The 22,538-nt window shown below is 71.6% G+C and carries 25 protein-coding genes; 17 read left to right on the forward strand and 8 right to left on the reverse strand.

What is annotated here, in order from left to right:
- The first annotated feature begins 138 nt into the window (after positions 1-138).
- Positions 139-1,266 (forward strand): alpha/beta hydrolase family protein, encoded by a 1,128-nt coding sequence (locus tag ACQHII_RS36680; RefSeq protein ID WP_427923298.1) that lies wholly within the window; start codon positions 139-141, stop codon positions 1,264-1,266.
- Positions 1,267-1,456: 190 nt separating this feature from the next.
- Positions 1,457-2,860 carry a hypothetical protein gene (locus tag ACQHII_RS36685; RefSeq protein WP_427923299.1) on the forward strand — a complete coding sequence of 468 codons (1,404 nt, stop codon included), beginning with the start codon at positions 1,457-1,459 and terminating at the stop codon, positions 2,858-2,860.
- A 31-nt stretch (positions 2,861-2,891) separates the two neighbouring features.
- Here the strand turns inward: ACQHII_RS36685 and ACQHII_RS36690 are convergent, their stop codons facing one another.
- Complete coding sequence (locus ACQHII_RS36690; RefSeq protein WP_427923300.1) at positions 2,892-3,317, reverse strand: VOC family protein; 426 nt, start codon at positions 3,315-3,317, stop codon at positions 2,892-2,894.
- A gap of 119 nt (positions 3,318-3,436) precedes the next feature.
- A complete protein-coding gene (gene ypfJ, locus ACQHII_RS36695; protein WP_427923301.1) occupies positions 3,437-4,327 on the reverse strand; it encodes a KPN_02809 family neutral zinc metallopeptidase in 891 nt (296 codons plus the stop codon).
- A gap of 241 nt (positions 4,328-4,568) precedes the next feature.
- Here ypfJ and ACQHII_RS36700 point away from each other — a divergent pair, with 241 nt between their 5' ends.
- The 3 genes from ACQHII_RS36700 (at position 4,569) to ACQHII_RS36710 (ending at position 7,666) form a co-directional block, all read left to right on the forward strand.
- Positions 4,569-6,167: an ABC-F family ATP-binding cassette domain-containing protein gene (locus ACQHII_RS36700; RefSeq protein WP_427923302.1), complete on the forward strand. Its 1,599-nt coding sequence runs from the start codon at positions 4,569-4,571 to the stop codon at positions 6,165-6,167.
- A gap of 350 nt (positions 6,168-6,517) precedes the next feature.
- Entirely contained in the window at positions 6,518-6,736 is a 219-nt protein-coding gene (locus ACQHII_RS36705; protein WP_019060653.1) for a helix-turn-helix domain-containing protein, read from the forward strand.
- 117 nt (positions 6,737-6,853) lie between these two features.
- Complete coding sequence (locus ACQHII_RS36710) at positions 6,854-7,666, forward strand: enoyl-CoA hydratase/isomerase family protein (protein WP_427923303.1); 813 nt, start codon at positions 6,854-6,856, stop codon at positions 7,664-7,666.
- 32 nt (positions 7,667-7,698) lie between these two features.
- On the opposite strand, the gene ACQHII_RS36715 is transcribed toward ACQHII_RS36710, so the two are convergent.
- The gene (locus ACQHII_RS36715; RefSeq protein ID WP_427923304.1) at positions 7,699-8,451 is read right to left on the reverse strand and encodes a nucleopolyhedrovirus P10 family protein; all 753 of its coding nucleotides are present in this window, start codon (positions 8,449-8,451) and stop codon (positions 7,699-7,701) included.
- Positions 8,452-8,538: 87 nt separating this feature from the next.
- Between ACQHII_RS36715 and ACQHII_RS36720 the strand changes: the two genes are divergently transcribed.
- Genes ACQHII_RS36720 through amaP form a run of 5 tightly spaced genes read left to right on the forward strand, consistent with a single transcriptional unit; the run spans position 8,539 to position 10,912 of the window.
- Positions 8,539-9,024: an Asp23/Gls24 family envelope stress response protein gene (locus ACQHII_RS36720; protein ID WP_262061915.1), complete on the forward strand. Its 486-nt coding sequence runs from the start codon at positions 8,539-8,541 to the stop codon at positions 9,022-9,024.
- Between the two features lie 58 nt (positions 9,025-9,082).
- Positions 9,083-9,268, forward strand: a complete 186-nt coding sequence (locus tag ACQHII_RS36725) for a hypothetical protein (RefSeq protein ID WP_019060657.1) — start codon at positions 9,083-9,085, stop codon at positions 9,266-9,268.
- A complete protein-coding gene (locus ACQHII_RS36730; RefSeq protein WP_427923305.1) occupies positions 9,265-9,657 on the forward strand; it encodes a hypothetical protein in 393 nt (130 codons plus the stop codon). Before ACQHII_RS36725 ends, ACQHII_RS36730 begins: the two co-directional genes overlap by 4 nt.
- Complete coding sequence (locus tag ACQHII_RS36735; RefSeq protein WP_427923306.1) at positions 9,654-10,328, forward strand: DUF6286 domain-containing protein; 675 nt, start codon at positions 9,654-9,656, stop codon at positions 10,326-10,328. The genes ACQHII_RS36730 and ACQHII_RS36735 overlap by 4 nt, the downstream gene beginning before the upstream one ends.
- Before the next feature lie 5 nt (positions 10,329-10,333).
- Entirely contained in the window at positions 10,334-10,912 is a 579-nt protein-coding gene (gene amaP / locus ACQHII_RS36740) for an alkaline shock response membrane anchor protein AmaP (protein ID WP_427923307.1), read from the forward strand.
- Positions 10,913-10,919: 7 nt separating this feature from the next.
- On the opposite strand, the gene ACQHII_RS36745 is transcribed toward amaP, so the two are convergent.
- The 5 genes from ACQHII_RS36745 to ACQHII_RS36765 all read right to left on the reverse strand — a co-directional run bounded on the left by ACQHII_RS36745 (position 10,920) and on the right by ACQHII_RS36765 (position 15,722).
- On the reverse strand, positions 10,920-11,675 hold the full coding sequence (locus ACQHII_RS36745) for an SDR family oxidoreductase (RefSeq protein WP_427923308.1): 756 nt from the start codon (positions 11,673-11,675) through the stop codon (positions 10,920-10,922).
- A gap of 5 nt (positions 11,676-11,680) precedes the next feature.
- Positions 11,681-13,468 carry a glycoside hydrolase family 15 protein gene (locus tag ACQHII_RS36750; RefSeq protein WP_427923309.1) on the reverse strand — a complete coding sequence of 596 codons (1,788 nt, stop codon included), beginning with the start codon at positions 13,466-13,468 and terminating at the stop codon, positions 11,681-11,683.
- Positions 13,469-13,537: 69 nt separating this feature from the next.
- A complete protein-coding gene (locus ACQHII_RS36755) occupies positions 13,538-14,332 on the reverse strand; it encodes an SURF1 family protein (protein WP_427923310.1) in 795 nt (264 codons plus the stop codon).
- Positions 14,333-14,404: 72 nt separating this feature from the next.
- Positions 14,405-14,638 carry a hypothetical protein gene (locus ACQHII_RS36760; protein WP_399122917.1) on the reverse strand — a complete coding sequence of 78 codons (234 nt, stop codon included), beginning with the start codon at positions 14,636-14,638 and terminating at the stop codon, positions 14,405-14,407.
- A 94-nt stretch (positions 14,639-14,732) separates the two neighbouring features.
- Entirely contained in the window at positions 14,733-15,722 is a 990-nt protein-coding gene (locus ACQHII_RS36765) for a DEDDh family exonuclease (RefSeq protein ID WP_026178346.1), read from the reverse strand.
- Positions 15,723-15,894: 172 nt separating this feature from the next.
- On the opposite strand from ACQHII_RS36765, the gene ACQHII_RS36770 reads away from it, so the two are divergent.
- From ACQHII_RS36770 to ACQHII_RS36800, 7 genes are all read left to right on the forward strand, one after another.
- Entirely contained in the window at positions 15,895-16,692 is a 798-nt protein-coding gene (locus ACQHII_RS36770; RefSeq protein ID WP_427923311.1) for an acetoacetate decarboxylase family protein, read from the forward strand.
- Positions 16,692-17,576, forward strand: coding sequence for an SDR family NAD(P)-dependent oxidoreductase (locus ACQHII_RS36775; protein WP_427923312.1), 885 nt, complete (start codon positions 16,692-16,694; stop codon positions 17,574-17,576). The genes ACQHII_RS36770 and ACQHII_RS36775 overlap by 1 nt, the downstream gene beginning before the upstream one ends.
- 10 nt (positions 17,577-17,586) lie before the next feature.
- A complete protein-coding gene (locus ACQHII_RS36780) occupies positions 17,587-18,870 on the forward strand; it encodes an amidohydrolase family protein (protein ID WP_427923313.1) in 1,284 nt (427 codons plus the stop codon).
- Entirely contained in the window at positions 18,867-20,123 is a 1,257-nt protein-coding gene (locus ACQHII_RS36785; protein WP_427923314.1) for an amidohydrolase family protein, read from the forward strand. Before ACQHII_RS36780 ends, ACQHII_RS36785 begins: the two co-directional genes overlap by 4 nt.
- 24 nt (positions 20,124-20,147) lie before the next feature.
- The gene (locus tag ACQHII_RS36790; protein WP_427923315.1) at positions 20,148-20,867 is read left to right on the forward strand and encodes a VIT1/CCC1 transporter family protein; all 720 of its coding nucleotides are present in this window, start codon (positions 20,148-20,150) and stop codon (positions 20,865-20,867) included.
- A 100-nt stretch (positions 20,868-20,967) separates the two neighbouring features.
- Positions 20,968-21,834 carry a sterol desaturase family protein gene (locus ACQHII_RS36795; RefSeq protein WP_427923316.1) on the forward strand — a complete coding sequence of 289 codons (867 nt, stop codon included), beginning with the start codon at positions 20,968-20,970 and terminating at the stop codon, positions 21,832-21,834.
- Positions 21,831-22,496, forward strand: a complete 666-nt coding sequence (locus ACQHII_RS36800) for a lysoplasmalogenase (RefSeq protein WP_427923317.1) — start codon at positions 21,831-21,833, stop codon at positions 22,494-22,496. Before ACQHII_RS36795 ends, ACQHII_RS36800 begins: the two co-directional genes overlap by 4 nt.
- Positions 22,497-22,538 lie beyond the last annotated feature (42 nt).

Genomic DNA, 22,538 nt, shown 5'->3' on the forward strand with positions numbered 1-22,538 from the left:
GCCGGCGGGTCGGTGGGGCGGACGGAACCGAGACGGCTGGCGGGGTTGTTCCCTCCCCGCCCCGGTTCTTCCCCGGCCCGTGTCCATCCGTGCCTCCTCCGGCTGGCCGGTAGCCCGGTCCGCCGGGACACTGGTGCCGTGCGCACAGTCAAAGCGACGGCCGCGGCCGTCTCCGTGGCCCTCGCGGCCGGTGCGGTGGGCGTCGCCGCCGGCCGGTACGCCAGTGACGCCGCGCTGAAGGCGCCGCCCGGCCGCCCCCTGCCGACCGAGCCCCGGCTCACGGTGCACGCCACCGCCGCCGGCCAGATCACCCTCACCCGGGACCTGGCCTCGCTGCGCCCCGGCACCTACGGCCTCGCCGGTGACGGCTCCCACGCGGTCGTCGGCCCCGTCGTCGACACGGCGGCCCCCTCCGCCGACACCGTCGTACGCCGCCTCGAACGCGTCACTCACGGCACCCTGCACCCCCGCGACAAGGTGTGGCTCACCCCCAACGTCCACATCGGCAACCCGAGCGCCGCCCTCGGCCTCGACCACGCCGACATCGACATCCCCGGCGAACTCGGCTCCCTGCCCGCGTGGTTCGTCCCCGGAGCGCGCAGCACCTGGGTGATCGCGGTGCACGGCCTGGCCGCCACCCGCGAACTCGCCCTGAACGTCATGGAGTTCCTGCACCGCAACCGCTTCCCCGTGCTCGCCCCCTCCTACCGCGGCGACCTCGGCGCACCCCGCAACCCCGACGGCCTGGGTCACCTCGGCGAGACCGAGTGGCGCGACCTGGACGCCGCGATCCGCTACGCCGTGCGCTACGGCGCCGAGCACGTCGTCCTGTACGGCTGGTCCACCGGCGCCACCATGGCGCTGCGCGCCGCAGCCCACTCCGGGATGCGCGACCGCGTCTCCGGCCTGGTGCTGGACTCGCCGGTGCTCGACTGGGAGACGACGCTGCGCGCCCTCGCCACCGCCCGGCACACCCCGGGCGCGCTGCTGCCGCTGGCGGTCCGCGCCGCCCAGGGCCGCACCGGTCTGCACGGCGACCGCATCGCCGAGGCCGCCGACCCCGCCCGGCTCAAGGTCCCGACCCTGATCTTCCACGGCCCCGACGACACCGTCGCCCCCTGGTCCCTCTCCCGCCGCTTCGCCGCCCGCCGCCCCGACCTGATCACCCTCCAGCCGGTCGCCCGGGCCCCGCACGGCGCCATGTGGAACGCCGACCCGGCCGCCTACGAGGAGATCCTCCGCCGCTTCCTGACTCCGCTGATGTGACTCCGGCACTCCGCCGACGTGACCCCGGCCCACTCGCCGACCCACCCCCCTCCGACCTTCCGTTTAGCCCTGTACCACTGGCCTGAACCCGGTCCCCAGCAGCCTGCGGAACCCCCTGCCTTGGCCCTCCCCGTCGCCCGCCGTGACATTCCGTTTGGGTTTTCGGACCGTCAACCGGAAGACTGCACCCGTGACGTCCCGTATCCCGCGCGACTCCAGGCTTCGACTCGTCCGCCCGCGACCCCTGGCCGCCGCCCCCCGAGCGATGAACCAGCGGCGCTCGCGCCGCCCCGCACCCCGTCCTCCGGAGGGCACACCGGCCCCCGCGGAACTGGCCAGAATGGCACGCTCCGGCCTGGCCGGCGCGGCCCGCGTCGCCCACTGGGCCGACGCCGCACTACGCCCCGGCCGTGACGGCGCGAGCCCCGACGGCAAAGGCACCCTCTCCGAGGCGACCGCCGAACTCGCGGCCGAGGATCTGGGGCTGACCCCGGCTCAGGTCCGCGCTGACTGGGACACCGCCCGCCTCGCCGGCCTCGTCGAGGTGCACGGCGACAGCGCCCGCCCCGGCTGGCGGCTGCGCGCCTGGGACCGCGACGACAGCGCCGTACTGCGCGGCTGGGTCGCCCTCTTCGACGCCTGGTCGCTCGCCCACCCGGAACCCCGGGAGTACGAGCCCTCAGCCGTCGCCGAGGTCGTCTCGGCCATGCCTCAGGTGCTCTCCTTCCTCCAGCTGTCCGCCGGGCCCGTCCCCGTCGCCCAGCTCCTCGACCTCCTCGGCCAGCGCGTCACCGAACTGCGCACCGAGCGCTGCGAGATCCCCTACGGCCCGCAGCCCGAGCCGGTCCAGCAGCCCCCGGCCGCCGACGACACCCCGCTCAACGCCCTCCTCGACTGGGCCCTGCACGCCCTCGCCTCCGTCGGTGCCCTCACCTACGGCGACGCCCAGGCCACCCTCACCCCGCTCGGCAGCTGGGCGGTCTGGGTCAAGCTGGAGCAGATCTGCGTGGCCGCGCAGAGCCCCGCCGGGAACATCGAGCAGTCCGCCGAGGACATGCTCCGCGGTTGCTCCCAGCTCCGCCCGAACGCCGCCCGCGCCGAGTACCGTGCCTGGCTCGCCGCCCGCACCGTGGGCAGCGCGGTCGGCCAGCTGATCGACGCCGCCCGCGGTGAGGACGCCCTGCTGCGCGGTCTCGCCTTCGAGGCGCTGCGCGTCGTCGGCGCCCCCGCCGAGCCCGACGTCCGCGCGTCGGTCGACGAGGCGACACTGCGGCCGTACGCCCTGCTGTGGCTCGCTGAGCACGACGGGATCGACCCGGAGGACGCCCACGAGGTCCTCACCCGCGAGGAGGCCACCTGGATGTGGGTCGACACCGCCGCCGCGGTCGCCGACCACGGGGAGGCCCCGCTGCTCGTGCGCCATCTGGAGTCGGCGATCCAGCCGACCGTCCCCATGCTCCTCGACGAGGTCCGCGCGGTGGGCCACCCGCGCACCGTGCAGGTCCTGGTCGCGCTCGCCGCCGCCCACCCCGACCCGGCGCTGGCCAAGGCCGTGCGCCGGGCCGCCTTCCAGGTGCACACAGGGGGCAGCTAGGCGGGTTCAGGCGCCTGTCGTCCGGACAGGGTCAGGCGCCTGTCGTCCCCGGTATCTCCGGGGCGTAGGTCCCGAAGCTCCAGATGTTGCCCTCGATGTCCCGGGCCATGTAGTCCCGGGATCCGTAGTCCTGGTCCGTCGGGGGCATCAGGATCTCCGCGCCGTGCTCCACGGCCCGTCGGTGGTGGGCGTCGACGTCGTCCACGACGAGGTACACCCCGACGGGTCCCGCGCTCTTCATCGCCTCGTCGAAACGGCCGCCGCGGCCCTTGGAGCCGAGCATCACCGCGCCGTTGCCCTGCACCAGCTCGGCGTGCATCACCGAGCCGTCCTCGCCCTCGTACACCGCGAGTTCGGTGAAGCCGAAGGCCTCCGTGAGCTGCCGGATCGCCGCCTTCGCGTCCGTGTAGAGCAGGGACGGGTAGATGCTGGGACGCCCGCTGTCCTTGCCTGCCATGCCGATCACTTCCCTGTGCGTCGGGTATCGGGTCCTCTTGGCGTTTTCGCCGCTTTGATCGCTTTCGACGAGTCTTGCACCCGCCACTGACAACGCCCCGCGAACCGGCGGAACGGCCGTCAGCGGAAGGTGTCGCACCGCGCCATGTCACCGGTCCGGTAACCCTCGTAGAACCACTGCTGCCGCTGCGCCGCCGACCCGTGCGTCCAGGTCTCGGGCGTGACCCGGCCCTGGAACCGCTCCTGGATCCGGTCGTCGCCCACGGCCGCCGCCGCGTCCAGCCCGTCCCGGATGTCGGCCTCCGTGAGGCTGGTGATCAGCGGCCGTCCGGTCGACTCGTCCTTCGTGGTTGTCGCGTGATGCGCCCAGACCCCCGCGTAGCAGTCCGCCTGCAGCTCCACCCGCACCGCGTTGCTGTTGGCGCCGGTCCGCCCGTCCTGCGACCGGCTCAGCGTGCCGATCAGGTCCTGCACGTGGTGCCCGTACTCGTGGGCCACGACGTACGCCTGCGCGAACGGGCCGCCGCTGGAGCCGAACTTCGTCCGCAGCTCGTCGAAGAAGCCCAGGTCCAGATAGACCTTCCGGTCACCGGGACAGTAGAACGGCCCCACCGCCGAGGTCGCGGTTCCACACGCGGTGGCGACCTGCCCGCTGAAGAAGACCGTGGGGGAGCGGGTGTACGTCCCGTTGCGCCGCCGGAACTCCTGCGCCCAGAAGTCCTGCACGCTGTTGACCACCGCCACGATGCGGCAGTCCTCCTTGGTGTTCGCGTCCTGTCCGGTACGGCAGCTCGACTGGACCTGGGCCAGCGAGGACGCGGTCGCCGCCGGTGAGTCGCCGCCCGACGACAACCCCAGGTTGTCGGGGCCGACGCCGAAGAACAGCCCCAGGAGGAGTGCGATCAGCCCGGCGAGACCCCCGCCCACGGTCGCGCGCCCGCCGGGAATCCGGCTGCCGCGTACGTCCTGCACCTCGGAGGTGTCCAGATCGGCATCGTCGTCGAACTGCATGGGCCCCGCTCTCCGCGCGTGTGGACCCCCTGGCGCCCATCCTCGCCCGCGGCCCGCGCGGGGGCGCCGGACGAGCGGCCGAACGGGGGACGCCCCAGGTGGCGCCGAACACACCCGCGCACCGGAAAAACCCTTGCATTGCCCCGTTAGACTTGGCCCATGGCCATTCTCCTCGCGCATTAGACGGCGGGAACGTCCTCAGCCGCCCCTTCCGCCTACGACCCCGCTCTGGAGTCTGACCGTGATCTCCGCCTCCGGTATCGAACTGCGCGCCGGTGCCCGCGTCCTCATCGAGTCCGCGACATTCCGCATCGCCAAGGGCGACCGCATCGGTCTGGTCGGCCGCAACGGCGCCGGCAAGACCACCCTGACCAAGGTCCTGGCCGGTGAGGGCCAGCCCGCCGGCGGCACCGTCACCCGTTCCGGCGAGGTCGGCTATCTCCCGCAGGACCCCCGCACCGGCGACCTGGACGTGCTCGCCAGCGACCGCATCCTCTCCGCGCGCGGTCTGGACGTCCTGATCCGCAAGATGCGGGAGAACGAACAGCGCATCGCCAACGGCAGCGGCGCCACCCGCGACAAGGCCATGCGCCAGTACGAGCGCCAGGAGACCGAGTTCCTCACCAAGGGCGGCTACTCCGCCGAGGCCGAGGCCGCCACCATCGCCGCCGCGCTGAACCTGCCCGACCGCGTGCTCGGCCAGCCCCTGCACACGCTCTCCGGCGGTCAGCGCCGCCGTATCGAACTGGCCCGCATCCTGTTCTCCGACGCGGACACGCTCCTGCTCGACGAGCCGACGAACCACCTCGACGCCGACTCGATCGTCTGGCTGCGCGACTACCTGAAGACGTACCGCGGCGGCTTCATCGTGATCTCCCACGACGTCGACCTCGTCGAGACCGTCGTCAACAAGGTGTTCTACCTGGACGCCAACCGCGCCCAGATCGACGTCTACAACATGGGCTGGAAGCTCTACCAGCAGCAGCGCGAGGCCGACGAGAAGCGCCGCAAGCGCGAGCGGCAGAACGCCGAGAAGAAGGCCGCCGCCCTGCACTCGCAGGCAGACAAGATGCGCGCCAAGGCCACCAAGACGGTCGCCGCGCAGAACATGGCCAAGCGCGCCGACCGGCTGCTCGCCGGGCTCGACGCGGTGCGCGTCTCCGACAAGGTCGCCAAGCTGCGCTTCCCGGAGCCCTCGCCCTGCGGCAAGACCCCGCTCATGGCGGAGGGCCTGTCGAAGTCGTACGGCTCCCTGGAGATCTTCACCGATGTCGACCTGGCCATCGACAAGGGCTCGCGCGTCGTCATCCTCGGCCTGAACGGCGCCGGCAAGACGACCCTCCTGAAGCTCCTCGGCGGTGCCGAGGAGCCGGACACCGGCGAGATCATCCAGGGCCACGGCCTGAAGCTCGGCTACTACGCGCAGGAGCACGAGACCCTCGACCCGGAGCGCACGGTCCTGGAGAACATGCGCTCCGCCGCCCCCGACCTCGACCTGGTCGAGGTCCGCAAGACGCTCGGCTCCTTCCTGTTCTCGGGCGACGACGTCGACAAGCCCGCCGGGGTCCTCTCCGGCGGCGAGAAGACCCGCCTCGCGCTCGCCACCCTGGTGGTGTCCTCGGCGAACGTCCTCCTCCTGGACGAGCCGACGAACAACCTCGACCCGGCCAGCCGCGAGGAGATCCTCGGGGCGCTGCGCACCTACAAGGGCGCCGTCGTCCTCGTCACCCACGACGAGGGCGCCGTGGAGGCGCTGCAGCCGGAGCGGATCATCCTGCTGCCCGACGGCGTCGAGGACCTGTGGGGCGCGGACTACGCGGATCTCGTCGCCCTGGCCTGATCGAACCGGCTTGATCGAAGGCATGATCCACGGCGTATGGATCATTCGGCCTACCGGTGATCCACCATCTGTGTGAGATCTCCTCGTACCGAGGTGTGTCGTACATCAATTTTCCGGCCGAGTCCTTTATCGACAAGGGCTCGGCCGTTCCGCGTCTCTGACCAGGTATTTCGCGCGGGAACTCGTTCGGCCGTACGGACACGGCCGTACGGAATTCCACATTCCGCTTGTGGGGACGCGCTCCTGTCGTCAAAACCTTGTCTTACGGACCTTGCCGAATGGGTGGCCATGAACGCTTGGAGGGGTGATCATGAGGAGACCAAGAGCGCACTTCCCATGAGGAGGCACGGGTGGCCGAGACTCTGAAGAAGGGCAGCCGGGTAACCGGCGCCGCGCGCGACAAGCTCGCGGCAGACCTGAAGAAGAAGTACGACTCCGGTGCGAGCATCCGGGCACTGGCCGAGGAGACCGGCCGCTCGTATGGCTTCGTCCACCGGATGCTCAGTGAGTCGGGCGTCACGCTCCGTGGGCGTGGCGGGGCGACCCGGGGCAAGAAGGCTTCGGCCTGACCCCGAGCGGCTCGACGGCTTCGATGGTGGCCACCCGGTCGGACGACTGACCGGTCGGGTGGTTACTGTGCAGTCACTTAGCTCTGCTCTGTTGACCGCACACATCGGAGGCGCCCCATGGCTTCGCCCGAACAGGACGACAAGGACCTCGGTCCCGTACTCGACAAGGACGGCGTACGGCTCACCGTCGACGACGCGATCGCCACGGTGACGCTGACCAACCCGGCCAAGCGCAACGCTCAAAGTCCTGCTCTGTGGCGGGCGTTGGCGGAGGCCGGGCGGTTGCTGCCGGGCTCCGTCCGTGTCGTGGTGCTGCGTGCCGAGGGCAAGTCCTTCTCGGCCGGCCTCGACCGGCAGGCGTTCACGCCCGAGGGTTTCGACGGCGAACCGTCGTTCATCGACCTCGCGCACAGCAGCGACGCCGTGCTGGACGAGGCCATCGCCGGGTACCAGGCCGGCTTCACCTGGTGGCGACGGAGCGACATCGTGTCCATCGCCGCCGTACAGGGGCATGCCATCGGGGCGGGCTTCCAGCTCGCCCTCGCCTGTGACCTGCGCGTCGTCGCCGACGATGTGCAGTTCGCCATGCGCGAGACCAGCCTCGGACTGGTGCCCGACCTGACCGGTACCCACCCGCTCGTGGGGCTCGTCGGCTACGCCCGTGCGCTGGAGATCTGCGCGACCGGGCGCTTCGTCGCGGCCGAGGAAGCGGTGAGCACCGGCCTGGCCAACATCGCCGTGCCCGCAGACCAGGTCGAGGACGCCGTACGCGACCTGGCGACGGCCCTGCTGGCCGCGCCGCGCGACGCGGTCATCGAGACCAAGGCGCTCCTCCAGGGCGTCCAGGGGCGTGCGTACGACGACCAGCGCGCCGCCGAGCGCGCAGCCCAGGCCCGACGGCTACGGGACCTCGCCGGCGTCGGCGAATAGGCGTCGGCCGATCGTGGGTCAGCCCTCGTGGCTCATTCGATCCTCGTGACGAGCACTGCCACGGTGGGATGACCGGGCAGCACCTCGCCGACCATCGCGCGGACCTCCCGGGCCACCTCCACGGCCCGGTGGTCCGCGCGCACGGCGATCTCCACGCGCGCGTGGAGGCGCGACAGCGCACCTTCGCCCTGCCGCTCCTCGATGTGCACCGCCCGCCCCAGCCCGCCCAGCGCACCGGTCAGCCGGACCACGCCCTGGGCGCGGAGCGCGGCTGCGATGATCAAGGACTCGCCGCCGTCGTCAACGTTGACCATCAGGTCAAGGTCATCAACACGGTCAATGTCGGCGGCGGAACGATCCACATCGTCCACATGATCAATGTCGTCCATACGGTCCAGCAAGGCTGTCACCTGTAGATCAACCTCCGTCACCACCAGCCCGAGCCGCTCCGCTGCGGCCGTCGCCAGCGCCGTACGCAGCCGGGACGCGGCCTCCGGAAGGGGCTCGGTCGCCACGGCCGCGAAGGCGGCCGTGATCCGCAGCGGACCGGGCGGCAGCGCCCCCGGCGGTGGCGGTACGGCGGGCTCGTGCACGTCCTCCGGATCGGCGAGCGCGATGCGCAGCGCGCCCAGCCGCACGCCCCGTACGTGCTTCGCCACGCCCCGCAGCACGGTCTCGGCCGCCCGCTCCGCGATCCAGGCGCCGTCCCGCCGGTCGCCCAGGGGCAACAGCCTGCCGAGCCCCAACTGCTGCCGTACCGCTCGCGTCCATGAGTCCGCCGTCATTCCTCCAGCCTGCCGCATCCCCGGCGCGGGAGAATGGAACCGCACTTACCGTGGTCGAAGGACGACGACCGAAAGGGACGTACGGCGATGACCGACATGACGGAGCGGAACCGGACGCAGGACCCCGACGGCGAGAGGGAGCCCCTGCTGACCCGTAAGACCCCGACCAAGCGCGGCGGGGGCGATCCGGCGTCCAGGGGGCGTACGACCATTGCCGACGGGGTCGTGGAGAAGATCGCCGGGCTGGCCGCGCGGGACGTCCTGGGCGTCCATGCCATGGGCAGCGGACTGTCCCGCACCTTCGGGGCCGTGCGCGACCGGGTGCCCGGCGGTTCGAAGTCGGTGTCCCGGGGTGTGAAGGCCGAGGTCGGCGAGGTGCAGACCGCCCTCGATCTGGAGATCGTCGTCGACTACGGGGTGTCGATCGCGGACGTGGCCCGGGCCGTACGGGAGAACGTCATCGCGGCCGTGGAGCGGATGACCGGACTCGAGGTCGTCGAGGTCAACATCGCGGTCAGCGACGTGAAGCTGCCCGACGAGGAGGACGACGAACCGGAGCCCCGGCTCCAGTGACCGGACCGACGGATGAACCCATGAACAGCGGGCCGACGAACGAGCTGAGGAGCGCAGGATGAGCAGGGCCGTGGTCGGCATGATCGCCGGAATGGCGCTGGGCTTCGCCGGATACTTCGGCGGGTTCGGCGCGTTCCTGCTGGTGGCCGCCCTGGGCGCCATCGGGTTCGTCGTCGGCCGGTTCCTCGAGGGGGACCTGGAACTCGGCGACTTCTTCCGCTCGCGCGACGACCGGCGGCGGTGACGTCCGTGAGCGGCGGGGACGGCGCGGTCGACGAGCGCGGCAGACCCCCGTCGGCAGTCCCGCCCGGCGAGCGGGGCGCCACCCGGATCGCCGACCGCGTCGTGGCCAAGATCGCCGCGCAGGCCGCGCGCGAGGCGCTCGGACCGCTGCACCCGGACGCCGCCCCGCCGCATGCCACCGTGGTCGTACACCACGAGACGGCACGCGTGCGCGTGCACCTCGAACTCGACTATCCGTGCGACATCGGCTACCGCTGTCTTCGGGTGCGTCGACAGGTGGTTCAGCGGGTACGCGCGTTGGTGGGCATGGAGGTGCCCGAGGTCGCCGTCCAGGTGGAACGGCTGCATCCGGCACCGGCACACGGCGCGGCACAGGGGAGGACGCGATGAGCGAGTCCCAGGGCTCCGAAGGCACGACCCAACGACTACCGGTCATCGAGAAGGCGACCGACCCCGGACACGGCGGGTACGACCCGGCGGCGGACCGCGGTCCGGCCCCCCTGGTCGACGGCGGCGGCAAGGACGGCCGCTTCTGGTCGGCGCGCCGCGTCCCCGCGGGCATCGTCGCCGTCCTGCTCCTCGTCGGCGCGGGCGCCCTGCTCTACGACATCACCGCCGTGCGCGCCAAACGGCCCTCCGCGCACTGGCGCCGCGAACTGACCCGGCAACTCGCCGAGCGGCCCCTGGACGACACCTGGGTCCTCGTCGGCGCCGGCATCGCCGCCGCCCTCGGCCTCTGGCTGATCGTGCTCGCGCTCACGCCCGGCCTGCGCCAGGTGCTGCCGATGCGCCGCACCCACGCCGACGTCCGCGCGGGCCTGCAACGCGCCGCCGCCGCGATGGTGCTGCGCGACCGGGCCATGGAGGTTTCGGGTGTGCAGTCGGTCCGCGTCCGCACGAGCCGGACGAAAGCCGATGTCCGCGCGGTGTCCCATTTCCGTGAACTCGACGACGTACGGGCCGACCTGGACGCCGTGCTCACCGACGCGATCACCGGTCTCGGACTGGCCGGGCCGCTCGCGCTGTCGCTGCACGTCGGCCGTTCCGGACGGAAGAGGTGAGACCGGTGCTCAGGATCGTCAACCGTGTGGTGACCGGAGTCGTGGGTCTCGTGCTGGTCGTGCTCGGCGGGTCCGTACTGGCCGTCGGGCTGGGCGTGCAGCCGCCGTCCTGGTGGATCTACGACGGCCGTCACGACGTCCTGCTGAGCGACGCCCGGCGGACCCGCTGGCGGCACGACGGCTGGTGGTGGCCCACGGTCCTCGCCGTGCTCGCGGTCCTCGTCCTGCTGGCCCTGTGGTGGCTCGTCGCGGTGCTGCGGCGGCGCCGGCTCACCGAGGTCGCCGTCCGCACCGGCGACGGCGAGGGCGCGCTGCTGCGGGGCCGGGCCCTGGAGGGCGTCCTCGCCAACGACGCGGGCGACCTGGACGGCGTGGCGCACGCGCACGTGCGGCTCGCCGGCACCCGCACGGCGCCCGAGGCCCGCGTCCAGCTCAGTCTGGAACCCCACGTGGACCCCGGAGTCGCCCTCGACCACCTGACGGCCAACGCCCTGGCCCACGCCCGCGACTCGGCGGGCCTGGACGCACTCCCGACGGAGGTACAGCTGACGGGCGTCAAACACCGCGCGGAGCGCGTCAGTTGACGGTACGTCAGAAACCGTGCCGCATACCGCCGTCGACCGGCACCATGATCCCCGTCAGGTAGGACGCGGCCGGCGACAGCAGGAACGCCGCCACGCGCCCGAACTCGTCCGGCATTCCGTACCGCCGCAGCGGAATCCGCGACTCGTTGGCCGCGCGGGTGGCCTCCGGGTCCGCGGAGAGGCCGTCCAGCTCGCGCACGCGGTCCGTGTCGATGCGGGCGGGCAGCAGTCCGACGACACGGATGCCGCGCGGCCCCAGCTCGTCCGCCAGCGACTTGCCGAAACCGGCCAGGCCGGGCCGCAGCGCGTTCGAGATCGTCAGCCCGGGGATCGGCTCGTGCACCGAACCGGACAGCACGAAGCCGATGACCCCGCCCGCCTCCAGCTCACCGGCCGCCGCGCGGGCGAGCCGTGCCGCGCCCAGGAACACCGACTCGAACGACGCCTGCCACTGCTCGTCGGTGGTGTCCGCGACGAACCCGGGCGGCGGCCCGCCCACGCTCACGAGGATGCCGTCGAAGCCCCCGAAGCGCTCGCGCGCGGCGGTGATCAGCCGGGCCGGCGCGTCCGCGTCGGCGTTGTCGACGGCCACGCCCACCGCGTTCGGCCCCAGTTCGGCCGCAGCGTTGGCGGCCCGCTGCGCGTCCCGCCCGGTGACGACGACCTTCGCGCCGTCGGCCACCAGCTCGCGCGAGGCCGCGTTGCCCAGTCCACGGGTGGCCCCGGTGACGACGTACACCCGGTCCTTCAGTCCAAGATCCATGGCCCCTATCCTGCCTTCTCGCCCCCGAACAGGGCGAGGGCGGTGTTCACCAGGCCGATGTGGCTGAACGCCTGCGGGAAGTTGCCCAGCTGACGGCCGGCCACCGGGTCGTACTCCTCGGCGAGCAGCCCCACGTCGTTCGCGAGCCCCACCAGACGCTCGAACAGCACCCGGGCCTCCTTCGTACGGCCCGTCAGGTGCAGCGCGTCCACGAGCCAGAAGGAGCACGCCAGGAAGGTGCCCTCGTCGCCCGGGAGGCCGTCCACGGGGACGTCGGCGGCGGTGTCGTAGCGGCGTACGAAGCCGTCGTGGCCGAGCGCCGCCTGCACCGCGTCCACTGTGCCGACGACCCGGGGATCGTCGGGCGGCAGGAAACCGAAGCGGGGGATCAGCAGCAGGGCCGCGTCGAGTTCCTGCGACCCGTAGTACTGCGTGAACGTGTTGCGCACCGGGTCGAAGCCCTTCTCGCACACGTCCTTGTGCACCGCGTCCCGCAGCTCGCGCCAGCCCGACAGGTCCCCCGGGAGGTCGGCGTACTCCTCCAGAGTGCGTACGGCCCGGTCGGCGGCCACCCACACCATGACCTTGGAGTGCACGAAGTGCCGGCGCCCGCCGCGCACCTCCCACAGGCCCTCGTCGGGTTGCCGCCACTGTGCGCGCAGCCACTCCAGGAGGACGCTCTGGAGGGACCACATGTGCGGCTTGGGCGACAGACCCGCGCGCCGGGCCAGCCACAGGGAGTCCATCACCTCCCCGTAGACGTCGAGTTGGAGCTGGTTGACGGCGCCGTTGCCGATCCGCACGGGGGCCGAGCCGCCGAAGCCGGTCAGGTGCGGCAGTTCGAACTCGGGCAGCCGCCGTTCGCCCGCCACGCCGTACATGATCTGCAGGTCCGCCGGATCGCCCGCGACCGCGCGCAGCAGCCAGTCGCGCCAGGCCTCGGCCTCCTTGTGGTAGCCCGCGGCGACGAGGGCGCCCAGGGTGAGGCTGGAGTCGCGCAGCCAGCAGTAGCGGTAGTCCCAGTTGCGTACGCCGCCCATCTCCTCGGGCAGCGAGGTGGTGGCCGCGGCGACGATCCCGCCGGTCGGGCGGTAGGTGAGGGCCTTGAGGGTGATCAGGGAACGTACGACCGCGTCCCTGTAGGGGCCGTCGTAGCGGCAGCGGGCCGCCCAGTGCTCCCAGTCCGCGACGCTGTGCCGCAGCGACTTGTACGGGTCGACGAGCGGCGGACGCGGCTCGTGCGAGGGATGCCAGGTGAGGACGAAGGCGACCTTCTCGCCGGCCTCGACGGTGAACTCCGAGAGGGTGCTGAAGTCCTCGCCCCAGGTGCGCACTTCCGGCTCGCTGCGCAGCCACACCGAGTCGGGGCCCGCGACGGCCACCCGGTGCCCGTCGGACCTGCGCACCCACGGCACGACCCCGCCGTAGTCGAAGCGCAGGCGGAGCGTGCTGCGGACGGTGACCTTGCCGCTCAGGCCCTCCACGACGCGTACGACATCGGGGGCGCGATGGCGCTGGGGCATCAGGTCGGTGACGCGCACCGTGCCCTCGGCGGTCTCCCACTCCGTGTCCAGGACCAGAGTGTCGGGGCGGTAGGCGCGGCGGGTGCAGCGCTCTGCGCCTACGGGGGCGATCCGCCAGTGGCCGTTGTCCTCGTCGCCGAGCAGTCGCGCGAAGCAGGCCGCAGAGTCGAAGCGGGGCAGACACAGCCAGTCGACCGAGCCGTCCATGCCGACCAGGGCCGCGGTCTGTTCGTCGCCGATGACGGCGTAGTCCTCGATACGTGGGTGCACGGGGTGCGGGTTCCCGGAGTATCGACCACGCAATCCCGGGCCGGGGCCGGGCGGGTGACGAGCGAGGGGTCAGACCGTCGCCGGTTCCGACTGCTCCGTCTCCTGCTCCTTGGCCGCCGCCTCCCGGCGGTCGCGGGCCTCGCGGCGGGCCAGGACGACATAGCCGACCGGTACGGCCGCGGCGAACAGCCACCACTGGATCATGTACGCGTAGTTCAGCGGGGCGTCTTCCTTGCCCGGGTCGGAGATCTGCTCCGGGGTGCCGCCCTTCGCCTCGGGCGCCGTCTGCTCGACATAGCCGCCGAGCACCTGGGCGTGCAGCCGCTTCGCCTGCTCCGCACTGTTGATCAACATGATCTGGCGGTCGGGCAGGCCCTTGATGTCCTTGATGCCGCTCGCCGCGGTCGTCTCGTCGGCCATCAGGCGCCCGGTGATGGTGGTCTTCCCGCTCGGCGGCGCGGGGATCTTCGGGAAGGCGGTCTGCGCGCCGTTCGCCGGGATCCATCCACGGTTGATCAACACGACCTTGCCGTCCGTCAACACGAACGGGGTGAGTACATGGAAGCCGACCTCGTCGTCGTCATTGGTGCGGCGCCGGACGACGACTTCCTTGGAGGTCTCGAAGGTGCCTGTCGCGGTGACGGTGCGGTACTTCTCCTTGCGGGTGACCGCGTGCCCGGGGGTGCTGATCGTCTCCACGGGGACCGGCTTGGCGTGCAGCGCGTTGGCGACCAGCTGGTTGCGGGCGCTGCGCATCTCGTAGCGGTGCATCTGCCAGATGCCCAGCCTGATCATCGTGGGGATCAGGAGGAGGGTGATCAACGCGAGGATCACCCACTGCCGGGACATCAGGAAGCGGTACACCCCACGACCGTACAACTCGGTCGTGGGGCGCATTGAGGGGGGTACCGGAAGGGGCTCCTTCGGGCCGGCGGCTCACACCTTGTCGACGATGCCCACCTTCCCCTCCGCCCGCGCACAGTGGCCGCCGCAGAACCAGTGGCCCTCGACCTCCACGCCCTGGCCGATGATCTGCACCCGGCAGTGCTCGCAGATCGGGGCCATGCGGTGGATCGCACACGAGAAGCAGTCGAAGACGTGCACCGCGCCCTGCGCGTGCACCTCGAAGCTCATGCCGTAGTCATTGCCGCACACTTCACATCTCGCCATGCGCCACAGGGTGAGCCGTCCGCCCGGCACGGGCGAGCGGGTGTGGGGCGAGTCGCGCCCCAATCACCCGTCCGTACGGCTCCCCGCGCTGCCCTCAGTCCGCCTGCTCGACGTCCCGGAGCAGCTGTCCGAACGCCGCCTCGTCCACCACGGGCGTGCCGAACTGGCGGGCCTTGACCACCTTCGAGGTACCCGAGTCCGGGTCGTTCGTGACGAGCAGGCTGGTCAGCCGGGACAGGCTCGTGGCGACATGGAGTCCGGCCTCCACGGCCCGGTCCTCCAGGAGCTCGCGCTCGATGGACGTGTCCCCGGAGAACGCGATCCGCATCCCCTGCTTGAGCGGCTTGCCGTCCTCGAACCGCCCCGGGTTCGGGTACGGGCACGCGGGCCGCTTGCGCGCGGGGCGCCAACTGCCCGCCCCGTAGCCGCTGTAGCCGCCCCCCTGGTGGCCGATCCGGGGCGCCGGCCGGTCGGCGGTCCACTCGGTCAGCGGCCTGCACTCGTGCAGCGGCAGCCGTACGCCGCTGCTCGCCGCCGCCCGCAGGCTCGGCCGGAACGCCTCGGCGAGCACGCGCGCGTCGTCCAGCGCGTGGTGCGCGCGCTGCTGCACGACTCCGAAGTGCGCCGCCAGGGACTCCAGCTTGTGGTTGGGCAGCGGGAGGGCCAGCTCCTTGGAGAGCGCGATGGTGCACAGCCGCTGGCGGACCGGGGGATCGATCTGCACGCGCGCGTACTCCCGCGCGATCATCTGCCAGTCGAAGACCGCGTTGTGCGCGACCAGCACCCGGCCCTCCAGACGGGTCGCGAACTCCTCGGCGATGTCCTTGAAGAGGGGCGCGCCCTCCAGTACGTCACTCGTCAGACCGTGGATCCACACCGGGCCCGGATCGCGCTCCGGGTTGACCATCGTGTACCAGTGGTCCTCGACCTCGCCGAGCGCGTCCAGCCGGTACACGGCCGCGGAGATTATCCGGTCGTCCCGGGCCAGACCGGTGGTCTCCACGTCGACCACCGCATACCCCTGGGGATACGCGGCCGGCCACGGAGTGGCTGCGGACACTGCGGGCGAGTGGTCTTCGAGCATGGTCACTGAGGATACGGGCCGTCACTGACAGCCCTGTCCCTCAGGTGCCTTGTCCCGCCCGCCCGTTCGGGTCCGCCGAACGCACGCGCGCGTGGCTATGGACCTTTTGCCCGCCTGGTGCAAGCGTGCTGCCCGCCTGACGGATGACGGCCTACGAAGGGCGGTACGGCGTATGGCACGCGTACGGTACGGCGCACGGACCGAGGCGGAGATCGCCGCCGCACGCACGGCGAGCGCGAAACTCCCCGACATCTGGTCCACCGGTGTGGTGGCCGTCTGGGAGAGCGACCCGGACGCGGTCGCGGCGGTCCTGCCGCCGCCCCTCAAGCCCACCGGGCGGCCCCTGGTCCGGGTGAACATCAGCAAGGTCGAACTGACCGGATACCCCCTGGGCGCGGGCTCGTTCGCGGTCGCCGCCGCGCACGACGGCGTCGAGGGCTGGTACCCGCTGGTCATGCCGATGACCCACGAACGGGCCCTCACCGGCGGCCGTGAGGTCTTCGGCGAACCCAAGAAGCTCGGCGAGGTCACCGTCGAACGCGTGGGCCTCGTGGTGCACGCGTCGCTGGCCCGGCACGGCATCACCTTCGTCGAGGTCCGCGGCGCGGTCAGCGAGGAACTGCCCCTCCCCGGGCCGACGCAGAAGACCGACTTCTACTTCAAGTTCCTTCCCGCGGTGGACGGTTCGGGCTTCGACGCCGACCCGGTGCTCGTGCACTGCCTGCGCAACGAGAAGGTCCGCCGCCTCGAACGCGTCACCGGGGACGTCGTCCTGCGCGAGTCGATGTACGACCCGGTCGCCGACCTCCCCGTACGCACTCTCGTCGACATCACCATCGGCGAGAAGACCAGCGACCAGCGCGGCAAGGTCGTCGAACGGGTCGACGCGCGGGCCCTGTTGCCGTACATCCACCAGCGTTACGACGACCCGCAGCAGGTGCACGACGGGCCTCCGGAAGGAAGCGTCTGATGGAGCTGAGGGAGGGGCAGGTCGCCGTCGTCACCGGGGCCGCGAGCGGGATCGGGCTCGCGATGGCACGGCGGTTCGCCGCCGACGGGCTGAAGGTGGTCCTCGCCGACGTCGAGGAGGGCGCCCTCGACAAGGCCGCCGCCGATCTGCGCGCCGACGGCGCCGACGTGTACGCGCGCGTGGTCGACGTCGGCGTACGCCAACAGGTCCTGGATCTGGCCGAGTCGGCGTACGACACGTACGGCGCCGTCCACGTCCTGTGCAACAACGCGGGCGTCGGCTCGGGCGCCGAGGGCCGGATGTGGGAGCACGAACCGAACGACTGGCAGTGGGCGTTCGCCGTCAACGTGTGGGGCGTCTTCCACGGCATCCAGGCGTTCGTGCCGAGGATGATCAAGTCGAATCAGCCCGGTCATGTCGTCAACACGTCCTCCGGGGACGGCGGTATCGCCCCACTGCCCACCGCCTCCGTGTACGCCGTCACCAAGGCGGCCGTCGTGACGATGACCGAGTCCCTGTACGCCCACCTGAAGGCGGAGCACGCGCGCGTGGGCGCCTCGGTGCTCTTCCCCGGGCCGCACATGCTGCGCACGGGCCTGTGGGAGTCGCACCGCAACCGGCCCGCCCGGTACGCGAAAGAACGCCCCCGTAGGACGCCTTACCGCAGCCTCGACCAGTGGGAGACCGCGATGAAGGAGGCTGGCAAGGAGGTCGCCTTCACGCCCGTCGAGGAGGTCGCCGACCTCGTCGTGGACGGCATCCGCGCGGACCGCTTCTGGATACTCCCCGAGAGCGAGCACAGCGACGCCCAGATCAAGGCCCGGGCGGCCTCGATGCTCGACCGGGCGAACCCGTCGTACCTCGAAAGCTTCATCCTGGACTGAGGGGGCTGTTGTGACCGACCAGGAGCCGTACCTGATCATCTCCTCCGACTGCCACGCCGGGCTGCCCACCGAGGAGTACCGGCCCTATCTGGACGCCCGGTTCCACCGGGACTTCGACGAGTTCCTCGCCGGACGCGACCGGCGCCGCGAGGAGATGACCCGGCTCGGCATCCGCAACGAGGCGTTCGCCGCCAAGTGGTTCCACGACAACGAGGAGGGCCTGCGCGGCGGTTGGGACACCGCGCAACGCCTCAAGGAGCTGGACGGCGACGGGGTGGCCGCCGAGGTGGTCTTCCCGGACGCCGACGCCGTGGACAGCCAGACGGCCGCGCCCTTCGGGGTCGGACTCGGCCTCTCCGGGGACCAGGACCCCGAGTTGGGCATGGCGGGCGCGCAGGCCCACAACCGCTGGCTCGCCGACTTCGTCTCCGAGAACCCCGAACGGCACTGCGGGGTCGCCCTGTTGCCGGTGACGGCCCCTACGGAGAAGGTCGTCGCGGAGATCCACCGCGCCAAGGAGTCGGGCCTCGGCGCCCTGATGATCCCCTCCATGTGGGTCGACAAGGAGCCCTACCACGACCGCCGTTACGACCCGGTGTGGGCTGCCGCCGCCGAGTGCGCGATGCCCGTACTGACCCACTCCGGGGCCGCGCCCCGCCACGAGTACGGCGACCATCTGGGCATCTACGTCAGCGAGGTGACCTGGTGGCCCGCCCGGCCGCTGTGGTTCCTGCTCTGGTCCGGGGTCTTCGAACGCCACCCGGGCCTCAAGTTCGGTGTCGCGGAGTCGGGTTGCTGGTGGCTGCCGAACCAGCTGTGGTTCATGGACCGCCTCTACCTGGGCGCCCACGGAGGCAAGAAGCTCTCGCCGTTCGCCGAGCTGAAACGGCCGCCGAGCGAGTACCTCGACCGGCAGGTCTTCATCTGCGCCACGAACACCAAGCGTCGCGAACTGGCCCAGCGCTACGAGATCGGCGTCGACAACATCCTCTGGGGCAGCGACTTCCCGCACCCCGAGGGCACCTGGCCCGACACGCGCGCGTGGCTGAAGCGCACCTTCCACGACATCCCGGTCGAAGAGACCCGCCGCATGCTGGGCCTCGCGGCGGCCGACGCCTTCGGCTTCGACGTGGCGGCCCTGGAGCCCCTGGCACGCCGGATCGGTCCCACTCCCGCCGAACTCGGCCAGCAGGACGACCAGGAGGCCGTGAGGGCGTCCTGGGCGCGCTCCCGCGAGGTCGGCCGGCACTGGCTGACCGACCACGACTTCCCGGTCCTGGGGGCGACGCCATGACCGCCACAGACCCCATGAGGCCCGCGAGCGAGGACCGGTACACGGTCATCTCGGCGGACTGCCACGCGGGCGCCGATCTCCTCGACTACCGGCCCTACCTGGAGAAGCGCTACCACGACGAGTTCGACGCCTGGGCGGCCACGTACGTCAACCCGTACGAGGACCTGGTCGCCGACACGGCCGACAAGAACTGGAACTCCGCGCGGCGGATCGCGGAGCTGGAGCAGGACGGGATCGTCGCCGAGGTCGTCTTCCCGAACACCGTCCCGCCGTTCTTCCCGTCCGGCTCCCTCATGGCGCCCGCGCCGACGGCCGGGGAGTTCGAGCTGCGCTGGGCCGGCCTGCGCGCCCACAACCGCTGGCTGGCGGACTTCTGCGCGGCCGCGCCGGGCCGGCGGGCGGGTGTCTTCCAGATCCTCCTGAACGACGTCCAGGAGGCCGTCCAGGAGATCCGATGGGCCGTCGAAGCCGGCCTCAGGGGCGGCCTGTTGCTGCCCGGCACCCCACCGGGCTCGGGGCTGCCGGAGCTGTACTCGTCGGCGTACGACCCGATCTGGGACGTCTGCGCGGAACTCGGCGTGCCCGTCAACCACCACGCGGGCTCGGCCGCCCCGCCCCTCGGCGACGAACCGGCCGCCCGCGCGGTGTTCATGGTCGAGACGACATGGTTCTCGCACCGCGCCCTGTGGCACCTGATCTTCGGCGGTGCCTTCCGCCGCCACCCGGACCTGAAACTGGTGCTGACCGAGCAGGGCTCCGGCTGGATACCCGGGGTGCTCGACATGCTGGACTACTACCACGGGCGCCTGGTCGCGGCGGCCACGAAGGCGTCGACCGCGGAGTCCAAGTTCGGCGCGGGGCTCGCCGCCTCGATGGGCAGGGGTCCTTCGGAGGTCTGGCGCGACAACTGCTTCGTAGGAGCCAGTTTCATGCGCCCCCACGAGGTGCCCCTGCGGGACCGCATCGGCATCGAGAAGATCATGTGGGGCAGCGACTACCCGCACGACGAGGGCACTTATCCGTACTCCAGGGAGGGGCTGCGCTTCGCGTACGCGCGCGTGCCGAGCGACGAGGTCGCCGCGATGCTCGGCGGCAACGCGGCCCGCGTGTACGGCTTCGACCTGGACCTCCTCGACCCGATCGCGGCGAAGGTCGGCCCCACGGTGGCCGAGATCGCCGAGCCGCTGGAGGAGCCTCCGGCGGACGCCACGAGCCCGGTGTTCGCGCGAGGGGCGTCGGTACGCGTGTGGTGAGGCCGGGGGTGGAATCCTCCGGGGGTGACTGAAACCAACGGCGGGTCCCATGCCGAGGCGCACGGCGGCAGCCTCGGCTCGCGGCTGAACTGGCTGCGGGCCGCGGTCCTCGGCGCCAACGACGGCATCCTGTCCACCGCCGGTCTCGTCGTCGGCGTGGCCGGCGCCACGGACGACCGCTCGGCGCTGCTGACGGCCGGCCTCGCCGGTCTCCTCGCCGGGTCCATGTCGATGGCGGCGGGGGAGTACGTGTCCGTCTCCACCCAGCGCGACTCGGAGAAGGCCGCACTGGCCCTGGAGAAGCGCGAGTTGAGGGAGCAGCCGGAGGCCGAACTGGAGGAGCTGACCGAACTCCTCCAGGACCGCGGTCTGACCCGTGAGGTGGCCATGGAGGCGGCGGCCCAGCTCACGGAACGCGACGCGCTGCGTGCCCACGCGCGCGTGGAGCTCAACATCGACCCCGACGACCTCACCAACCCCTGGCACGCGGCCTGGGCGAGCTTCCTGTCCTTCACTGTCGGCGCCCTGCTGCCACTCCTGGCGATCGTCCTGCCCCCGGCCGGCTGGCGCCTGGGCGTCACGGTGGTCTCGTCCCTGGCCGCCCTCGTCTTCACCGGCTGGACCAGCGCCCGCCTCGGCGCGGCCGACCCGAGGACGGCGATGGTGCGGAACGTCGCCGGGGGCGTGCTGGCGATGGCGGTGACGTATGGGGCGGGGACGGTGCTGGGGGCGGCGGGCGCGTGACCCGTTGGCGGAGATCGCCAACAAGCAAGCGCGTACCCCAGGAAATACTTGTGGGTAACAACGTCTAGTCGTGACCGATTCGCGGTCCTACGGTTCACCCATGCCGAACCTGCCCGACGCCGTGCTCTGGTCGATACCCGCCTTCGTGCTGCTCACCGTGATCGAGATGATCAGCGTGCGTGTCCACCCCGATGACGACGCGGCGGGCTACGAGGCGAAGGACGCCGCCACGAGCGTCGGCATGGGGCTCGGGAGCCTCGTCTTCGACTTCCTCTGGAAGATCCCGATCGTCGCGGTCTACACCGCGGTCTACGAACTCACGCCGCTGCGCGTACCCGTGCTGTGGTGGACGATCCCGCTGATGCTGCTCGGGCAGGACTTCTTCTACTACTGGTCCCACCGCGGCCACCACGTGATCCGCATCCTCTGGGCCTGTCACGTCGTCCACCACTCCAGCCGCCGTTTCAACCTCACCACGGCCCTGCGCCAGCCCTGGACGACCCTCACGGTGTGGCCGTTCTACGTCCCGCTCGTCGCCCTGGGCGTGCATCCCGCCGCGCTGGCGTTCTGCTCCTCGGTGAACCTCGTCTACCAGTTCTGGATCCACACCGAGCGGATCGACAGGATGCCCCGGTGGTTCGAGTTCGTCTTCAACACGCCGTCCCACCACAGGGTGCACCACGCCTCCCAGGGCGGCTATCTGGACCGCAACTTCGGCGGCATCCTCATCGTCTGGGACCGGCTCTTCGGGTCGTTCGTCCCCGAGGTCGAGCGGCCCGTCTACGGGTTGACGAAGAACATCAACACGTTCAACCCGATCAAGGTCGCCACCCATGAGTACGTCGCCATCGCCAAGGACCTGAAGGCGGCGACCAGTTGGCGTGAGCGCGCCGGACGGGTGTTCCGGGGGCCCGGCTGGCAGCCGACGGTCGCGGTGGAGCAGACCGAGCAGTCCGTGGCCGCGTGAGGGCCTCCCGGGTGCTCCTGGGTGCCTTCGTCCTCGTCACGGTCCTCGACCTCGTCTCCCTCACCGTGGGCTTCCGGGGCGGCCACCTGGTCACCAAGCCGCTGATCGTGCCGCTGCTGGCCGCGTTCGCCGCCCGCGCGGGCGGCCCCCGGCTCCTGGTCGCCGCCCTGCTGTGCGGCTGGGGCGGGGACGTCCTGCTGCTCTCGGACACCGACCACGCGTTCATGGCCGGGATGGCCTCCTTCGCCGCCGGTCACATCTGCTACCTCGTCCTGTTCCGGCGCCAGGGTCCGCCACGCGCGCGTGCGGGTCTGCTCGCCGTCGGCTACGCGGTCGCCCTCGTCACCCTGGTCGTCCTGCTGTGGCCCGACCTGCCGGCCGGCCTCCGTGTCCCCGTCGCCGGCTACAGCACCCTCCTGACCGCCATGGCGTACACCGCGGCCACCAGGCTCGGTCCGGTAGCCGGGCTCGGCGGGGCGCTCTTCGTGCTCTCCGACACCCTCATCGCGACCGGCGTCGCCGACTGGCCGCAACTGCCCCGGCCCGACTTCTGGATCATGCTGACCTACGCGGCGGCACAGTTCCTGCTGGTCCGGGGCGCCCTCGATGCGCGGCCCGCACCGGCGGCGGCGTACCGTGAAGTGCGCTCGACCACCCCCTGAGCGCACCGCACCAGCAGACCAGCGACGAGAAGGACCCTCGCC

Source organism: Streptomyces sp. cg40, from assembly GCF_050320165.1.
In the GTDB taxonomy this organism is placed as follows: Bacteria; Actinomycetota; Actinomycetes; order Streptomycetales; family Streptomycetaceae; genus Streptomyces; species Streptomyces hokutonensis.